The organism is Paenibacillus sp. JNUCC 34 (assembly GCF_058269055.1).
In genome coordinates, this window is the sequence record NZ_CM177770.1 from 268,864 (window position 1) to 285,246 (window position 16,383).

The 16,383-nt window shown below is 49.1% G+C and carries 18 protein-coding genes and 1 pseudogene; 11 read left to right on the forward strand and 8 right to left on the reverse strand.

The window, feature by feature from the left end; genetic code table 11:
- Positions 1-211: 211 nt before the first annotated feature.
- Positions 212-874, reverse strand: coding sequence for a GntR family transcriptional regulator (locus AC2TF5_RS01205; RefSeq protein WP_491302774.1), 663 nt, complete (start codon positions 872-874; stop codon positions 212-214).
- A gap of 106 nt (positions 875-980) precedes the next feature.
- Between AC2TF5_RS01205 and uxaC the strand changes: the two genes are divergently transcribed.
- The 7 genes from uxaC (at position 981) to AC2TF5_RS01240 (ending at position 7,392) form a co-directional block, all read left to right on the forward strand.
- The gene (uxaC, locus tag AC2TF5_RS01210; protein WP_491300478.1) at positions 981-2,381 is read left to right on the forward strand and encodes a glucuronate isomerase; all 1,401 of its coding nucleotides are present in this window, start codon (positions 981-983) and stop codon (positions 2,379-2,381) included.
- 58 nt (positions 2,382-2,439) lie between these two features.
- On the forward strand, positions 2,440-2,604 hold the full coding sequence (locus AC2TF5_RS01215; protein WP_491300479.1) for a hypothetical protein: 165 nt from the start codon (positions 2,440-2,442) through the stop codon (positions 2,602-2,604).
- Between the two features lie 128 nt (positions 2,605-2,732).
- On the forward strand, positions 2,733-3,056 hold the full coding sequence (locus AC2TF5_RS01220) for a metal-sensitive transcriptional regulator (RefSeq protein WP_491300480.1): 324 nt from the start codon (positions 2,733-2,735) through the stop codon (positions 3,054-3,056).
- 308 nt (positions 3,057-3,364) lie between these two features.
- The gene (locus tag AC2TF5_RS01225; RefSeq protein WP_491300481.1) at positions 3,365-3,565 is read left to right on the forward strand and encodes a copper ion binding protein; all 201 of its coding nucleotides are present in this window, start codon (positions 3,365-3,367) and stop codon (positions 3,563-3,565) included.
- Positions 3,566-3,609: 44 nt separating this feature from the next.
- Positions 3,610-6,051 (forward strand): heavy metal translocating P-type ATPase, encoded by a 2,442-nt coding sequence (locus AC2TF5_RS01230; RefSeq protein WP_491300483.1) that lies wholly within the window; start codon positions 3,610-3,612, stop codon positions 6,049-6,051.
- Between the two features lie 28 nt (positions 6,052-6,079).
- Entirely contained in the window at positions 6,080-6,718 is a 639-nt protein-coding gene (locus AC2TF5_RS01235) for a nitrite reductase (protein WP_491300484.1), read from the forward strand.
- Between the two features lie 269 nt (positions 6,719-6,987).
- Entirely contained in the window at positions 6,988-7,392 is a 405-nt protein-coding gene (locus tag AC2TF5_RS01240; protein ID WP_491300485.1) for a MarR family transcriptional regulator, read from the forward strand.
- 89 nt (positions 7,393-7,481) lie between these two features.
- Here the strand turns inward: AC2TF5_RS01240 and AC2TF5_RS01245 are convergent, their stop codons facing one another.
- The 6 genes from AC2TF5_RS01245 to AC2TF5_RS01270 all read right to left on the reverse strand — a co-directional run bounded on the left by AC2TF5_RS01245 (position 7,482) and on the right by AC2TF5_RS01270 (position 12,950).
- On the reverse strand, positions 7,482-8,525 hold the full coding sequence (locus AC2TF5_RS01245) for an LLM class flavin-dependent oxidoreductase (RefSeq protein WP_491300486.1): 1,044 nt from the start codon (positions 8,523-8,525) through the stop codon (positions 7,482-7,484).
- Between the two features lie 154 nt (positions 8,526-8,679).
- The gene (gene serS, locus AC2TF5_RS01250; protein ID WP_491300487.1) at positions 8,680-9,966 is read right to left on the reverse strand and encodes a serine--tRNA ligase; all 1,287 of its coding nucleotides are present in this window, start codon (positions 9,964-9,966) and stop codon (positions 8,680-8,682) included.
- 286 nt (positions 9,967-10,252) lie between these two features.
- A complete protein-coding gene (locus tag AC2TF5_RS01255) occupies positions 10,253-11,029 on the reverse strand; it encodes an ABC transporter permease (RefSeq protein ID WP_491300488.1) in 777 nt (258 codons plus the stop codon).
- A gap of 167 nt (positions 11,030-11,196) precedes the next feature.
- Positions 11,197-11,895, reverse strand: coding sequence for an ABC transporter ATP-binding protein (locus tag AC2TF5_RS01260; RefSeq protein ID WP_491300489.1), 699 nt, complete (start codon positions 11,893-11,895; stop codon positions 11,197-11,199).
- A gap of 80 nt (positions 11,896-11,975) precedes the next feature.
- Positions 11,976-12,500 carry a PadR family transcriptional regulator gene (locus tag AC2TF5_RS01265; RefSeq protein ID WP_491300490.1) on the reverse strand — a complete coding sequence of 175 codons (525 nt, stop codon included), beginning with the start codon at positions 12,498-12,500 and terminating at the stop codon, positions 11,976-11,978.
- 123 nt (positions 12,501-12,623) lie between these two features.
- Positions 12,624-12,950 (reverse strand): YnfA family protein, encoded by a 327-nt coding sequence (locus AC2TF5_RS01270; protein WP_208917280.1) that lies wholly within the window; start codon positions 12,948-12,950, stop codon positions 12,624-12,626.
- A 243-nt stretch (positions 12,951-13,193) separates the two neighbouring features.
- Here AC2TF5_RS01270 and AC2TF5_RS01275 point away from each other — a divergent pair, with 243 nt between their 5' ends.
- The 4 genes and pseudogenes from AC2TF5_RS01275 to AC2TF5_RS01290 form a co-directional block, all read left to right on the forward strand.
- Positions 13,194-13,919: a threonine/serine exporter family protein gene (locus AC2TF5_RS01275; RefSeq protein ID WP_491302775.1), complete on the forward strand. Its 726-nt coding sequence runs from the start codon at positions 13,194-13,196 to the stop codon at positions 13,917-13,919.
- 14 nt (positions 13,920-13,933) lie between these two features.
- Entirely contained in the window at positions 13,934-14,383 is a 450-nt protein-coding gene (locus AC2TF5_RS01280) for a threonine/serine exporter family protein (RefSeq protein ID WP_491300491.1), read from the forward strand.
- A gap of 154 nt (positions 14,384-14,537) precedes the next feature.
- On the forward strand, positions 14,538-14,687 hold the full coding sequence (locus tag AC2TF5_RS01285) for a hypothetical protein (protein WP_491300492.1): 150 nt from the start codon (positions 14,538-14,540) through the stop codon (positions 14,685-14,687).
- A 138-nt stretch (positions 14,688-14,825) separates the two neighbouring features.
- Positions 14,826-15,366, forward strand: a pseudogene (locus AC2TF5_RS01290) (glycerate kinase); the annotation flags it as partial.
- 119 nt (positions 15,367-15,485) lie between these two features.
- Here the strand turns inward: AC2TF5_RS01290 and AC2TF5_RS01295 are convergent.
- Complete coding sequence (locus AC2TF5_RS01295; RefSeq protein WP_491300493.1) at positions 15,486-16,352, reverse strand: class I SAM-dependent methyltransferase; 867 nt, start codon at positions 16,350-16,352, stop codon at positions 15,486-15,488.
- Between the last annotated feature and the right edge of the window lie 31 nt (positions 16,353-16,383).

Sequence of the window (16,383 nt, forward strand, 5' to 3'; positions counted from 1 at the left end):
GATGAAGCTAGGGACTGAGGAGCGGAGCTACACGTTTTCGTAGAAAACGACTTCGTAAGCATCAGCTGTTTTGGGTACGTGAGCACCTGAGATGTTTCCGGAGGAAACATACTTCGTAAGCATATGCTAGGACCGGCTGAATTCAAGATTCGATGCCGAGCCCACTTCCTGATTCACTTCGTGATCAAAAGCGGACTTTTTGAACAACCTCTTATATTTTAAAATAATTCGGGTGCTTCTCCTTGAGCACGGTCAAATTCGAGATGATCAGGCTCAAATGCTCCTGCATGATACGCTCGGCATGATCACTGTCATGTCTGCGGATCGCGTCAGCCATTATCCGGTGCTGCTCATACAGGTGGCTCCAATGCGGATCAGCGGATAACCATAGTATCCGGCTCCGGTTCAGGTGAGCGTTCATCTGCTGAATGACGTTCCATGTGCCTTGTTTGCGGCAGCCTTCGAACAAAATTCGGTGAAATGTCTCATCCAGCTCGAACATTTGCTTGCCATCGTGCCGCTCAATGCTTTCCTTCTGCTGTGCCAGATTGGCTTCCAGCTCCTCAAGTTTATCTGCAGGGAAAGACTCACAGGCAAGACGGATAACAGCCTTCTCCAGCTGTTCCCGCATGAAACGTGCTTCTTCGACGAGCTCGGAATCTATAAGCGATACCCGGGTTCCCCGCTGCGGTAATACAACCACTAGCCCTTCCTGAGCAAGGCGGACAAAGCTTTCACGGACTGGTGTCCGGCTTACGTCGAAGGCTAGGGATACTTCCTTCTCGGACAGCGTTGTCCCTGGCGGAAGCTCTAGGTTCACAATTTGCTGTTTCAGCTTGTTGTACACGATATTTCCGGCTGATCCGGGCTGCATACGAAAAGAATTTTCCACTTGAATCATCTCCTGTCATTCCATACTACCATACTTGTATGGTAGTATGGAACTGATTATTCAGACGAGATCGTGGGAGGGAACAAGTATGAGTCGTTTCGATACAGAATCATTGTTGCTCACCAGTAAAAGCGCCCGAAAGCTTTATTACGATTATGCTGCGGAAATGCCTGTTTTTGATTATCACAACCACTTGAATCCGCAAGATATTGCCGAGAATCGCCAGTTCCGCAATTTGACGGAAATGTGGCTGGATGGGGACCATTATAAATGGAGAGCTCTGCGCTGGCTTGGTGTAGAGGAAGAACTTATTACAGGGAATGCCTCCGATAAAGATAAGTTTATGGTTTGGGCCAAAAGCGTCCCGCGCATGGCCGGAAATCCGCTGTACCATTGGACACATCTGGAGTTGTCCCGTTATTTCGATATACAAGAGAGGCTGACTGAGCACAATGCGGAGGAAGTGTGGGACCGCTGTAACGAGCGGCTGCAGGAGTCTACCTTACATGCGGCAGGCATACTGGAGAAGTTTAAGGTCAAGGTGGCTTGCACGACCGATGATCCTATAGACAATCTTGAATTCCATCGGAGTATCAGAAATAACCCCGACATCAAAACTGTTGTCACTCCGGCTTTTCGCCCTGACCGGGTTCTGGATATTACGCACGCCGGATTTGCCGGATATGTACAGGAACTGGGAGAGTCCGCTAATGTAACGGTCGAAGCCTATACGGGACTCATTGACGGATTGGAGAAGCGAATTTCTTACTTTCACGAGCAAGGGTGCCGCCTGTCGGATCACGGGTTTGGTGCTTTTCCGTATACGGCTGTTACAGAAAAGGAAGCAGCGGATATTTACAGCAAAGCAATGCAAGGAGTGGCCATTACACCCGAAGAGGAAGGTAAATACCGCACCTTTACGTTGCTGGCGCTCGGCCGCATGTACCGCGCTCGTGGATGGGCCATGCAGCTGCATATCGGAGCGATCCGTAACAACAACGCGCGAATGTTCGCAAAACTCGGCAAGGACAGTGGGTATGACTCTATTCTCGACTTTCATTTAGCAGCATCATTGAACGCGTTTTTAAGTGAGTTGGATCGGAATCATGAACTGCCCAAAACGATTGTCTACAGCCTGTACTCAGCACAGTATGAAATGATCGCTGCCACCATCGGCAATTTTCAATCCTCAGAAGTCGAAGGGAAGCTTCAGCTCGGTTCGGCCTGGTGGTTCCATGATCAGAAGGAAGGTATGCTCCAGCAGCTGAAGGCCTTATCTTCGATTGGTCTGATCAGCACGTTTGTCGGCATGCTGACCGACTCCCGCAGTTTTATGTCCTTCCCGCGTCATGAATATTTCCGGCGAGTCCTGTGTGGTCTATTCGGGGAGTGGATCAAGGATGGAGAGCTTCCGGCGGATTATGATTATATCGGTGGCATTATCCAGGATATCTGCTACAGGAACGCTGAACGCTATTTTGAGATTTAATTCCTAGATTACGCGGGGATATTTTCATAAGGGTGGATAGGGTGGGGGGCTATGTGATATGATGAAACTCAATAACATAGTATCGCCAATGAGCCGAAATATGCTGATGAACTCCCTAAACGCTCGGGAAAGGCGCTGGCTCCCACAATATACATTAATGATCAAGTGTTTTCTCGGCTTTGTGTTTAACCGACAGGAGATTGAAAAGCTGCTGTTAGGCTAACCATAATCAAGGATAGGTTTAGACGGCTGTCGCTATCAAATATATGAAGATCCAGCAGATATGTCAGGCATCTATACGAATAGACAGCTATTATTATAAAATATGTTTACCAGAGAGGGGGATCACAAGTGACTGCAGAAAATCAATCACACGCGTCATGTGCAGTTCCAAGTGAACGCAAAAGCCATCATTCCGACAAAACCAAAAGCAATTTGATCAGTCGGTTGAATCGGATTGAAGGTCAAATCCGCGGAGTAAAAGGGCTTATCGAGAAAGATACGTACTGTGATGATGTGTTAAACCAGATTTCATCGATCCAGTCAGCGCTGAACGGTGTTGGTAGGCTGTTGTTGGAGCATCACATGAAGAGCTGCGTGATCGAGAGAATTCAGGAAGGCGACGATGAAGTTATTTCAGAACTTCTGGTCACCATGAATAAATTGATGAAATAATGTTTAATTCATTAAAGAAGGCATAAAGCCGTGTAAAGTGGCAGTACTCGGTACTGCTGATATAAATGCGTTTATAGTCTGCCACCCGTGTTTCGGTGTGGCAGTATTATTTTTACAGGAATAAGAAATTTATCGCTTGACATATATAGGGTAGGGGGGTAAACTACAAACTGTAAACAGTTGAGGGTTCAACCGGTCAGCCACATAAAGCTGAACACCAGCTTAGAAGGATATTAAAGTATGAGCGGCAGATAGCGCGGTAACGATAAAGTCAGCAAGCTGCAATATATCAAAAAGGAGAGATTATAATGCAGAACGTTACGCTTAATGTAAAAGGGATGTCGTGCGGACACTGTGTCAATTCCATAGAAGGTGCAGTGAAAGAGCTCGGAGCCCATGCAAAGGTAAATCTCGGCGAAGGTACAGTTGCCGTGGAATACGATGAAAGCAAGTTGACGTTTGAAATGGTAAAACAAGCGATTGAGGATCAGGGCTACAGCGTTGTGTAATTGTCTTGACCTTACAGCAGACTGAAAAGAGGTGGGAATAGCATATGGGAGCAGCAAATGAGTCACTTCAAAAGGAAATGAAAAAAACGACTTTACAGCTGACGGGTATGACCTGTGCGGCATGCGCGAACCGGATTGAGAAAGGTCTGGCCAAGATGGAAGGCGTACAGGAAGCGAATGTGAATTTTGCGCTGGAAAGAGCGGCGGTAACCTTCGATCCGAAGGTCGTCAACGTTCAGCAGATGGAAGAGAAGATTGGGAAACTCGGTTATGGTACGCTTCAAGAGACTGCGGATTTGCAGCTGGTTGGCATGTACTGTGCAGCTTGTGCCGTCAAGATTGAGAAGGTTGTAGGAAAAATGCCCGGCGTCTCCAACTCGGCAGTAAACTTTGCGATGGAAAGTCTCCGGGTGGAGTACAATCCGGCGGAAGTAAGTATTCCAGATATTCAACAGCGTATCGATAAGCTTGGATATCAGGCGGTGCCCAAGGAAGAGCAGCAGGATAAGTCAGAACACCGGGAACTTGAGATCAAGAAGCAAAAGCGAAAGCTTTTGATATCGGCTCTTCTATCACTACCACTGCTCTGGTCCATGGTGAGTCACTTCTCGTTTACGTCATGGCTCTGGATACCAGATATATTTATGAATCCGTGGTTCCAATTAATATTGGCAACACCAGTACAGTTCTATATAGGTAAGCAGTTTTATATGGGAGCATATACGGCTCTACGTAATAAAAGCGCGAATATGGATGTTTTGATAGCTCTCGGCACGTCTGCAGCTTACTTCTACAGTCTGTATTTAACTATAGATTGGTTCGTTGCGGGAGCAGATGCGCACCATGGACCTGCGATGTATTATGAGACGAGTGCCATTCTGATCACACTTGTGCTGCTCGGTAAGCTATTTGAGACTTTAGCCAAAGGTCGGACCTCGGAAGCGATCAAGTCGCTCATGGGTCTTCAGGCGAAGACAGCAGTGGTCGTCCGTGACGGTCAGGAGATGTCCATTCCGGTAGAGCAGGTACTCCGTGGTGATATGGTCATCATCAAGCCGGGTGAGAAGATTCCGGTTGACGGTGAAGTGTTGGAGGGGATCTCAGCGGTTGATGAATCGATGCTGACCGGTGAGAGCATTCCGATAGAGAAGAAGGCTGGCGACGTTGTCATCGGAGCAACGTTGAACAAGAACGGCAGACTGATGATTAAAGCGACCAAAGTCGGTAAGGATACAGCACTTGCACAAATCATCAGGGTTGTGGAAGAGGCACAGGGCTCTAAAGCGAAGATTCAGCGGGTTGCTGACGTAATCTCGGGTGTATTTGTCCCGATTGTTGTAGGTATAGCGATTGTATCGTTCTTGATATGGTTCTTCCTGGTGACACCGGGCGACTTCGCCCGTTCGCTGGAAATTGCGATTGCCGTTCTGGTCATTGCCTGCCCTTGTGCATTGGGTCTTGCAACACCAACCTCTATCATGGCCGGTTCCGGGCGTGCAGCAGAGATGGGTGTCCTGTTTAAAGGCGGGGAGCATTTGGAGTCCACGCACAAAATCGATACGATTATCCTCGACAAAACCGGTACGGTTACGAAAGGGAAACCGGAACTTACGGATGTTGAGGTCAATGGAATAGATGAATTGCAGTTCAAACGATTGGTTGGCGCGGCTGAGAAAAACTCCGAGCATCCGTTGGCGGAAGCCATAGTTGCAGGCATAACTGGTGAAGGCACAACTCTTCCAGCAACGGAACAGTTCGAAGCGATTCCCGGCTACGGTATCCGTGCCGTAGTAGAAGGCCGCACCGTGCTGGTTGGAACACGGAAGCTGATGAATCAGCATCAGATTGGAATCGGTGAGGCTGACACCCGGATGTCCCAACTGGAGACAGAGGGCAAAACGGCTATGCTTGCAGCTGTGGATGGTCAATATGCGGGTCTTGTAGCCGTAGCTGATACGATCAAAGAAACGTCCAGGGAAGCAGTCGTTAGGCTGAAAGGTATGGGCATTGATGTCATTATGATTACCGGGGACAACGAACGCACTGCTCAGGCGATCGCCAAGCAGGCAGGCATTGACCATGTCCGTGCAGAGGTACTCCCGGAGGGGAAAGCGGAAGAAGTTAAGAAATTACAGCAGCAAGGCAAAAAAGTGGCAATGGTTGGAGATGGTATCAACGATGCGCCAGCATTGGCCATGGCGGATATCGGTATGGCGATTGGCACAGGTACAGACGTTGCAATGGAAGCGGCTGACGTTACGCTGATGAAGGGCGATCTGAACAGCATTCCAGACGCTATCTATATGAGCCGCAAAACGATGTCGAACATCCGCCAGAACTTTATCTGGGCGCTTGGATACAACTCTTTGGGCATACCGATTGCCGCATTCGGCCTTCTGGCTCCTTGGGTTGCCGGTGCTGCGATGGCACTGAGCTCGGTATCCGTCGTACTGAATGCACTCAGATTGCAACGGATGAAGGTATAACGACAGCGCGAATGGGAGTTGGGGAGAAATGACGGTTAAGAAATTCGCGGTGACACCGGGCTTTGAAGTCGGAGGGACACTCTTCCGGCCGGAACAGCTCGCTGTGCTCGGTTCCATTGTAGGGTCTGATGCGCAGATTGAGATGACAACCTTCAAACAGCTGTACGTGGCGATGGATGAAGAGCGGATTTCTGAAGTACAGGAGCAGTTGAAGCAGGTCGGTTTGGAGGTACATCCTGCAGGGTTCGTATCCAAAACCCTGATCACATGCAACTTTTGCCGGGGTGCGGAGGATGCTGGGCTGGATGTCGCCAAAAGGCTTGACGAGGCGGTGGCCGATCATGAGGTGCCAAGTCCGCTCAAGATTGGATATGCGGGGTGTGCGCTAGGCACAAGCGAACCGCTTCTGAAAGACATCGCCGTTGTCAAAATGAAGGATGTATTTGACATCTACATCGGCGGGGAGCCCAAAGGGATCAAGGCAAACATCGCTCAGCTATTTATGAAAGGTGTAACGGAAGAACAGCTTCTCCCGATTATCCTTAGACTGATCTCTATATTTCAGGAGAACGGAAAGAAGAAGGAGACCTACTCCCGGTTCGTAAAAAGAATGACACCAGAAAAGCTACATGAGCTGGTGAGCAGCTCTGTAGAGATTATGGCATAACAGTATAACACACCGCCCTGTAACTTCAGGGCGGTGTTTTTGATATGAGCCCTTACGTTTTGATCTTGGATAGGGTTGAATCTATCTGGGGGATCCTAGAAAATTAGGAAGTTCCTTGACATTGACTGTCTTATGAGGAAGAGTTAAATTTTTAATTATTAATAGTTTTTAACTATTTAATTTTTCGGGATTTTGGGTGAACACAAAAAGTTATGAGGTGATGGACACTGGACAAAAAAGAGAAATTATCTTACCTGATAGCTTCACATATGAACAGTTTGGTGGTTGGTTTCTCCAAGCTGTTGGACAACGATCTGACGGCTTCTCAATATTTTATCCTTCAAATGCTTGCAAGCGAAAATATGTATACGAGTACTGAGATTGCAAGCGCGTTGGATGTCACTCTTTCAGCTGTAACGAACTTGAGCAACAAGCTCGTCCGCAAGGGGTATGTGGAGCGTATTCCGTCACAGACGGACAGACGAAGTATTTATTTGAAGATTACTGAACAAGGTTTGAACGTTAATGCACAAATGCTGGAGAGGTACAAGGAAATGACCGATGGGTTAGAGTCCGATTTTTCCGAACAGGAAGTGAATTTGCTAATTGCATCCTACGAAAAAATGATCGAACGCTTACAACAGCCGTCCAGCAGAACCGGAAGAAATCGCTAGCCTCTCCCTTGAACGGGTAAAGGCTGGTCTTCTTATATAAGTAACAGAGCTGATCTATATTGGGCTATGGAGTTCTAACTCGTGTTTAATCAAGCCTTTGCTATACCGACATCTGCCAGCAATTCATAGGAACGAAGACGGGCCTTATGATCATAAATGGCAGACGCCACAATGATCTCGTCCGCATCCGTCATATCCATGAAACGATCAAGCTGTTGACGCACTGAAGTCGGACTGCCGATTGCAGAGAAGCTTAAAGTGCGTCCTACCACGGCTTTTTCCTGTGGGGTCCAGACCGAATCCATACTATCGACCGGAGGCTTAAGCTGACCGGTCCGGCCACGGATGATGTTCAGAAATTGCTGCTGAGCCGAGGTAGCCAGCCGCTGGGCCTCTTCATCTGTATCTGCACAGATGACATTGACACCAACCATCGCATACGGCGTCTGCAGTTCTTCGGATGGTTTGAAGTTGCTGCGGTACAGATCAAGTGCGGGGAGCAGATAATCTGGCGCGAAGTGGCTGGCAAACGCGAACGGCAGGCCAAGCTGTGCCGAGAGCTGTGCACTGAAGCCGCTGGAACCGAGCAGCCAGATCGGAATATCCAGACCTTCACCCGGAACGGCCTTGACTCTCATAGAGGGGTCGGATGTCGGATGGAAGTAATTGCGAAGCTCGCCAAGTCGTTCAGGGAAATCTTGACCGTCGCTGCCGGGACCACGCCGCAGTGCGCGTGAAGTCAGCTGATCTGAACCTGGTGCCCGCCCGAGACCGAGGTCAATGCGGCCCGGGAACAGAGATTCCAATGTGCCGAACTGCTCCGCTATGACGAGTGGGGAATGGTTTGGCAGCATGATGCCACCGGCACCAACCCTCATTTTTTTCGTGCCGGCTGCGATATGCCCGATCACAACGGACGTGGCTGAGCTTGCGATGCCCGGCATGTTATGATGCTCTGCCAGCCAGTAGCGGTGATATCCCCACTGTTCGGCATGCTGTGCCAGCTCGAGCGAGTTTCTCAGCGATACAGCTGCTGTGCTACCTTCGGTTATCGGAGCCAGATCCAAAATGGATATCGGTATATGTTGAAGATGCTTGGATGTATGTGAAGAGTTCATATTTTGTTCCGTCATCTAAATAGCCTCCTTAAGATAAGTACTATTTTTTTGTAATACAATAACAATTATATACCTTGTACTGAAATAACCAAAATCCATTCTGACCGAAATAGCCATGAACAAAGGGACTTCTCCGCTGAGAAGTCCCTTTGTTCGTCCAACGTTTATTTTATATTGTCAGCCTCTCCATCCCGTTCAGATAAGGACGGAGAGCTGCCGGAATGGCAATCGATCCGTCTTCCTGCTGATGGTTTTCCAGCAGGGGAATCAGGATACGGGGCGAAGCTACCGCCGTATTGTTCAGCGTGTAACAGTAACGCAGAGCACCGGTTTCGTCCCGATACCTGATGTTCGAACGCCGTGCCTGGAAATCAAGCAGGTTCGACGACGAATGGGTTTCTCCGTAGGCACCTCGGCTCGGCATCCATGTTTCAATATCATACTGCTTGTAAGTTTTTTGCGACATGTCTCCAGTGCACACTGCCATAACCCGGTAAGGGAGCTCGAGCAGTTGCAGAAGCTCTTCGGCGTTGGCGGTGATCTCCTGAAGCAGCTGCTCCGAAAGCTCTAAACCGGCCTCGCACAGGATGACCTGTTCAACTTTTGCGAACTGGTGAACCCGGTACAGGCCTCGGACATCCTTGCCCGCCGACCCGATTTCGCTGCGGAAACAGAGCGAGGCGGCAGCAAGCTTGAGCGGTTCGACAACATCTACCGTTTCACCGCTGTAATACGAGACAAGCGGAACCTCCGAGGTACCGACCAGCCATTTGTCTTCGTCTGTAATATGAAAGGTCTGGTCTTTGCCAAGCGGGAAGTAGGCTGTATTCATAAGTGCCTCAGTTCGTACCATCAGCGGCACATCGAACAGGGTGAAGCCCTTCTTGACAAGCAGGTCCAGTGCCAGCTGTTGCACAGCCCGGTGAAGCATGACACCGGTGCCGGTCAGATAGTAATTCCGGCTGCCGGCAGTTTTGACACCACGGGGAATGTCGATCATTTTGTGTATTTCACCGAGCTCCACATGGTCTCTAAGTGGAAACTCGAACGCCGGAAGCAGACCGACCTTTTTCAACTCTACATTGTCTCGATCCGAAGTTCCGACAGGGGTGTCCGGCGATACGATGTTTGGCACAAGCGCCAAAAGCTCAGTGTACGCCGCATCGGTCTCTCGCAGGGTATTCTCTTGCCCGCCAAGCCGTTCGTTGATTTCTTTAACTTGTTGTTTGATATTTTCGGCTTGCTCTCGGTTTCCTTGCCGCATAAGGTTGCTGATCTCCTGTGTGAACCGGTTGCGATCCTGACGGAGCGTCTCCACTTCTTGCAGCATCGAACGACGTCTCTCGTCCAACTCCATCAGCTCATCAATCGACAGCTTAATGCCCTTTTGATCTGCTGCCTGCTGAACTTCAGCCTGATTTTCTTTACGTTCTCTTAGCCATTTCATGTCTAACATGGTCACCGCGCTCCTTTGATTTGGAAAAAATAAAAAAGCGTCCTAGTCCATATGGGACGAGGGACGCTTTTGCGCTCGCGGTGCCACCCAAATTGATTGAACCGCTATAGCTTCAGGGTTCAATCCACTTTGATTCCGCGATAACGGGCGGGTCCGGTTAACTTAGGGGATATCCCTTGACGAGAACGCCTCGGAGTTGGATGCTCTTCATTGGCCTGATTTCGATATTTGTATCAGTATACCGCAGATATGTTCTTTTATTCAAGAGCATTGCGGAAACCTGTGCTCATACCGAGGAAAAATGCTGTTCACGACGTTTACCCACGCGGCTCACCGGGCGTTCGCTATCCCAACGGAAGGTAAGCGCAGCCAACACCAGGCAGACGACGGTAAACCCGGTCAGGATGCAGAGCGGCAGACCTATATCGGAGAGGGAACCGCCATTGGCCTTTACGGCAATACCCATCGCCTCCACAAGGTAATGAAACGGCTGCAATTGGCCGACGACGCGGACCCATTGTGGTGCTTGCTCCAGGGAATAAAAGGCTTCGCTGGTGAACAGTAACGGAAAGCTCATCAGATTAGAGATCATGTTGACGTTACTTTCATCACGGGAAAGGTTGGCTGCAATAAATCCGATGGCGGTAAAGCAGACGGTTCCAATGAGAAGCACCAGTAGCATAAGGGCCAATCCGGTTAGGCTGAGTGAGACGCCAAGCAGCAACACGCTGACGATGATTACACATACACTGACGAAAAGTGCCAACACGGTTCTGGCTCCGGTCATGGCCGTGATGAACGAAAGGGTGGAAAAGGGCGTAGCTCGAAGCAGCTTATAAACGCCGCGGTTACGGTGGGACATTACGTAAAAGGCCGTAACCATGGTCGCGCCAAACAGAACATTAGTGGTCAATACACCGCTGAGCAGGCGGTTCGAATAGGCCGGATTATCAAAATATAGTCCAAGCCCCACCAACATGGCGATTGGAAAAGCGATGTTCCAGACCATCGTATGAATGTCGCGGAATATGCCCCGCAGCATTGTGGTAAGAATCGTAAACATGAACAGGTTCCTCCTTCGTGATTGGCAGCTTTTGCTGCTGTTGTATTCATGAGAATTTCAAACATGACATGTGGTCGACCGCCGTCATGCGACATACAGCATCTAGAAGCTTCACGCGGTAAGATCTGAAAAAAGCTCCGTGAACTGGACTGAAGCCGTAATCTTGCTTAGACCTCTGTTAATGAGATATAGAGCTCTTCCAGACTTTCAGCCCCGTACGTGGACAGTAGGAATTCGGATGAGCCTTCCGCTTGGATTTTGCCGTTACAGATCAGAAGTATGCGCTGTGCAAGCTTATTTACTTCCTCCATGTCGTGCGAAGTGAACACGATGGAGGTGCCGGCATCAGCCAGTGAGTGGATCAGTTCGCGGATTTCGCGGCGGGCACGGGGATCAAGGGCAGCCGTTGGTTCATCGAGGAACAGCAAATTCGGATCGTGCACAAGCGCCATGGCGATGGCAAGTCGCTTCTGCTGTCCGCCAGATAGTCTCAGAGCATCCGTCTTGGCCGCATCACCCAGTCCGCAGCGTTCCAGGTGGGGCATGAGCTGATGGTCTTTCAGCTGCAATCCATAGAAGGCGGCGAACATCCGCAGGTTCTCAAGTGCTGTAAAGCCGGGAAAGAAGGGAGTGGACTGTAGCTGCAAGCCGATGTGGCGGGAAGGCTGAGAAGTCCAGTAGGTAACGGACCCGGCATCTGGGCGCCGGAGCCCAAGTATGAGATCCAGCGTTGTTGATTTTCCGGCACCGTTTGGTCCGATGATTGCCAGTACCTCACCCTCCCGGATATCTAGATGAATTCCGTTGACGACATGTTTGTGACCATAGGTTTTAACTAAACCATGGGCCTGAATTAATGTTTTCATTTTTTATCACTCCTTTAACCAATGTTTATTATCCAATGTTGGATATATGCTTGAAATAAAAGCCGCAGGGTAGAAGCGGCTTATTTCTGTACGAGAGATATTACCTGCCTGAGGAACCTTGCATCCTGCTCTAACAGGGCAATCGCGTTATCAAAGGTAGCTATGGCAATAGGAGTAAGTCCATATTGACTTTTGATCTCTTTGCCTAACCGCCACTGGGCCAGCGATTCCTCCACTTGCTTCAGGTTCTGTTCCAGCAGGTTGACAGCCTCGGGGACGGGGATGTTCTCAATCCAGTTGAGTCCCAGTGAGAAATCTGACTTGGCTGAATGCGGAGGCAGGGTAAGCGTCTCCCGGATCATACGCTGGAACAGCGACTCACCTTCCTCTGTAATGCTGTATATTTTGCGGATTCTGGCGCCGGTTCGTTCTTCAGCCGTGGCAACGATCAGTCCTTCGCTCTCCATTTTGTTCAGTGCGTAGTAGATGGAGCCGGAAAGTACGTTAGCCCACACATCCATTCTGCTGGTCTGTATCAATTGCTGAATTTCATAACCATGCATCGGACGCTGGCGTAGAAAAGAGAGCAGAATAAGATTGGTCACTTCATAACTTCCTTCCTGATGGGTTCATGAATGAAACGATTGTATATCCAACGTTGGATATTTCTGATAATTGGATTATAGAATATTATGGATATCTTTGTCAATATGCCGATCAGAAAGAGTTTAATGCCTCGGAGCCCCAAGCATAATGGCAACGCCAACGAGGCAAACGGCTGCCCCGATCCAGTCATACGTATCAGGCATCTTTTTGTCGATTCCCCATCCCCATAAGACCGAAAGAATGATAAACAAGCCGCCATACGCAGCATACACTCTTCCGAAATCCGGGAATTTCTGAAGTGTCGGAAGAATTCCGTACACGACGAGCACGACAGCCCCAATTATTCCGTACCAGTATGGCCGCCCTTCGCGCAGCCACAGCCACACCAGGTAACCCCCGCCGATTTCAGCGAGTCCTGCCAACAGAAAAATAATGATGGAATGTATCATATTTCACCTTACCTATCACAAAAATGTATGTTCAGTATTGAAGCCTGGTGATTCAGTTATGACATATGTTAAGGCCGATGTTGAAAATACGCAAAGTATGTTTTTAGGAGCGGTTTTTTACTCTGTAGTTTCACGGTGCTTATCCCCGGCAAAAATACTATAATAAAGGCAAGTTCTTGACGGATAACCATAGATCATCAGGGAGGTACGGGATTGGACGAGCTGCAACGGGAACATGAAATTATGAAAGTCTGCCTCCTCGCCGGCAAAATTATGCTGCAAAGCGGAGCGGAGACGTATCGCGTGGAGGACACGATGATTCGGATCGCCGCATCCTACGGTGTGGACAACAGCCACAGTTATATGACACCAACAGGCATTATTTTTTCGGTAGAGGAGCCGCAGCATATTACAAGGCTGATCCGAATTTCAGAACGCACCACCAACTTATATAAAATTGATCAGGTTAACACGATATCCAGAAGCATTAGCCTGGGGGAACTGACCATTTCGGAAGCACATCGATCACTTCAGGACGTAGAGCGAGCGAAGCCGAACTATCCGATGTGGCTTCTTATCCTCATGGCGACCATTTCGAGCGGTTGCTTCCTGATCATGTTTAAGGGAACCTGGCATGATTTTATTCCGGCTGCGATCGCCGGTGGTCTTGGTTTCTCCTGCTCGGTCTATTTGCAGCGGGTCATTCCCGTCCGCTTTTTCGCGGAGTTTTCCGGAGCACTAATGATAGGACTTGCCGCTGTGTGGATGGTGAAGAATGGCTTTGGCCGGCAGATCGATATCATTATTATCAGCTCGGTGATGCCGCTTGTTCCGGGTCTGCTCATTACAAATGCGATACGTGATCTGATGGCCGGGCATCTCATTTCGGGGTTGTCCAAGGGAGCAGAAGCGTTTATTACCTCGTTTGCCATTGGCGCGGGTATTGCGTTTATGCTGTCATTTTACTGAAAGGGGGAGGCGACATGTTCATGATATACCTACAACAGATCATAACCAGTTTTATCGCCTCCGCTGCTTTCGGCATGATCTTTAACGCACCGCGAAAAGCGCTGATGCAGTGTGGCTTCGCCGGCATGGTCGGATGGATGCTGTACATTTGGCTACAGGATATGGAAGTGAAGCCGGTGGCGGCGACAGTGGTCGCAGCTTTTTGGGTGACGATGATCAGTTACGTTTTCGCCAAAAAATATAAAACGCCCATCATCGTCTTCAGTGTGTCCGGTATTATCCCGCTTGTCCCGGGAGGCCTAGCCTACAATGCGCTGCGCTACGTTGCCCAGGACCAGTACGATCTTGCCGTTCAGTTCGGAGCCCGGGCGTTCATGATTTCCGGAGCGATCGCGGCGGGCCTTGTACTCGCGGAAGTGACAAACCAGGTGATCAAGAAGGTTGCATCGGCTCGGCGTCCATAGCGGAACGGCTGTCCACAGTTTTCTGGCTTCAAAGCGGGTGGATTCTGCCCATCATCAGAATTTTCAAAATATTGTTAATTTTAGCGAACTTCCATCTCCTTTCTTGTGTTATACATAATAATACCTTAGACGGAAAGGATGCAGGTGATGGGCCGTGAACGAGAAAGAACTGCTGAACAGGAAGGTTATCGTATATTCCTTACTCAGTGCGATTGTTGTTCTTGCCGGCAGCCGTGCTCGAAACATAAAGTGTACCCAGGATAACGAGAAAACTGCGGAAATGGAATGCCCTCAGCAAAAGTAAATGCAAAAGTGAAATACTTATATACAAGTACAGACCGGAAGCTAATCCGGTCTGTTTCTACGTATAAGGGCTGTCTTTTATAAAAAGAAACATGAAAATAAAACTTTGTAATTTATATAGTGATGGGTGGGACTAGAGATGAACAATGATTTCGTAATCGTACTGGCACCGGATTCCTTTAAAGAGAGCATGACAGCCAAGGAAGTGTGTGAAGCGATGGAACGGGGGATCCAGAAGGCGAATCCAGCGATCACTTGCATCCATGTACCAATGGCGGATGGCGGTGAGGGGACGATGCAGTCCCTCGTAGATGCAACAGGGGGTACCATTTCATACGATGAAGGTGAGAGGGCCTCTTGGCAACGAAGTGGAGGCTTCCTACGGAATATCGGGTGATGGTGAGACAGGTGTTTTGGAAATGGCCAGTGCAAGCGGCATCCATCTCGTATCCCCGGAGAGCAGAAATCCGCTGGTTACAACAACCTACGGTACAGGCGAGCTGATCAAGATGTGTCTGGACCACGGTGTCCGCAAGCTTTTGATCGGGATCGGCGGCAGTGCAACGAACGATGGTGGAGCAGGTGTAGTTCAGGCACTGGGCGGCAAGCTGCTGGATAGTGAAGGAATAGAACTTCCTTTTGGTGGCGGTCAGCTGGGTAGGCTGGCAAGTGGCATTGATAGTATTTTTGGAATTATGCCGGGTGCAGCCACAATAGAGGAAGCTTTGGCTAATGGACAGGAAAATGTGGAGAGAACGTCCGAGAACGTGATACGACTAATGCTGTCGCTAAACGCCCCTCATTTGATACCGAGTCGCATCCGGTAGCTGAACATAACCTCCCGGGTCTCTCCGTGAAAATATTCCTCTACCTGCTTTCTAAAGGTATCTATTGCCGGATTGAGCTCCTGTATTCCAAGGCGTAGCAGGGTTTGAACTCCTCCCTGGCTAATGGCAAGGCCAACATATCTTTCTGCGGTGCACGGTTCCAAATGATGAAAGACGATTTCTTTGGCAAAACGGAACAGTCCACTCTCCCGGATATGTTTCAAATGTTCGTTTTTGTTCCATTTATGAGCCTTCCTGTCCTCCTCTATATGCCGATCGATGATGCTTTCGCTGAACTCAATCAGCTCATGATAGGATTGCTCAATCGGCCAATGCAGGCTTGGAGGCCAGTCACAGTCATAGACAGCAAAAATACCCCCTGGACGTAATACTCTTGCCGCTTCTTTGAGTGTGCTTGCTGGCTCCATCCAATGAAAGGATTGCGAACAAGTAATGATATCTACAGAGCTTGCTTCGAGTCCAATTTGGTTGGAGTAGCCGGCAGCGAACGTGATATGTTTCGTGTTATCCTGCTCTTGAAGTTTCTCCTCTGCTTTACCACGCATGTCGTCGTTCGGCTCAATGCCGATGATCCGTTCCGCTTCGTCCTTCCATACAAAAGAAGATAATCCTGTACCACAGCCGAGATCGACAACTAGCGAAGGTTTTTGCTGCAGATAGCCTGTCAAAATATTAATGACTTGTTCAGGTGCCTCTGGACGGTACTGGTCATAGGTGTTCTCATATCCCGAGAACCGTTCCACATTACTCTGCCGGTTTCCTTCGGGAATGTGCCGAGGGTCCACACCGGAGCCCAGCGGTTTTGAATAGTTATCCATTGTCTCTTCATCTCCTTTGAAATATTCCTTG

Excerpts from the sequence above, each read along its gene's own strand:
- serS (WP_491300487.1), bottom strand. The coding sequence starts at position 9,966 with ATGTTAGACATGAAATGGCTAAGAGAACGTAAAGAAAATCAGGCTGAA.
- AC2TF5_RS01235 (WP_491300484.1), top strand. The coding sequence starts at position 6,080 with ATGACGGTTAAGAAATTCGCGGTGACACCGGGCTTTGAAGTCGGAGGG.
- AC2TF5_RS01270 (WP_208917280.1), bottom strand. The coding sequence starts at position 12,950 with ATGATACATTCCATCATTATTTTTCTGTTGGCAGGACTCGCTGAAATC.
- AC2TF5_RS01240 (WP_491300485.1), top strand. The coding sequence starts at position 6,988 with ATGAACAGTTTGGTGGTTGGTTTCTCCAAGCTGTTGGACAACGATCTG.
- AC2TF5_RS01280 (WP_491300491.1), top strand. The coding sequence starts at position 13,934 with ATGTTCATGATATACCTACAACAGATCATAACCAGTTTTATCGCCTCC.
- AC2TF5_RS01215 (WP_491300479.1), top strand. The coding sequence starts at position 2,440 with ATGATGAAACTCAATAACATAGTATCGCCAATGAGCCGAAATATGCTG.
- AC2TF5_RS01260 (WP_491300489.1), bottom strand. The coding sequence starts at position 11,895 with ATGAAAACATTAATTCAGGCCCATGGTTTAGTTAAAACCTATGGTCAC.
- AC2TF5_RS01255 (WP_491300488.1), bottom strand. The coding sequence starts at position 11,029 with ATGTTTACGATTCTTACCACAATGCTGCGGGGCATATTCCGCGACATT.
- AC2TF5_RS01205 (WP_491302774.1), bottom strand. The coding sequence starts at position 874 with ATGCAGCCCGGATCAGCCGGAAATATCGTGTACAACAAGCTGAAACAG.
- uxaC (WP_491300478.1), top strand. The coding sequence starts at position 981 with ATGAGTCGTTTCGATACAGAATCATTGTTGCTCACCAGTAAAAGCGCC.
- AC2TF5_RS01275 (WP_491302775.1), top strand. The coding sequence starts at position 13,194 with ATGAAAGTCTGCCTCCTCGCCGGCAAAATTATGCTGCAAAGCGGAGCG.
- AC2TF5_RS01245 (WP_491300486.1), bottom strand. The coding sequence starts at position 8,525 with ATGACGGAACAAAATATGAACTCTTCACATACATCCAAGCATCTTCAA.
- AC2TF5_RS01295 (WP_491300493.1), bottom strand. The coding sequence starts at position 16,352 with ATGGATAACTATTCAAAACCGCTGGGCTCCGGTGTGGACCCTCGGCAC.
- AC2TF5_RS01225 (WP_491300481.1), top strand. The coding sequence starts at position 3,365 with ATGCAGAACGTTACGCTTAATGTAAAAGGGATGTCGTGCGGACACTGT.
- AC2TF5_RS01230 (WP_491300483.1), top strand. The coding sequence starts at position 3,610 with ATGGGAGCAGCAAATGAGTCACTTCAAAAGGAAATGAAAAAAACGACT.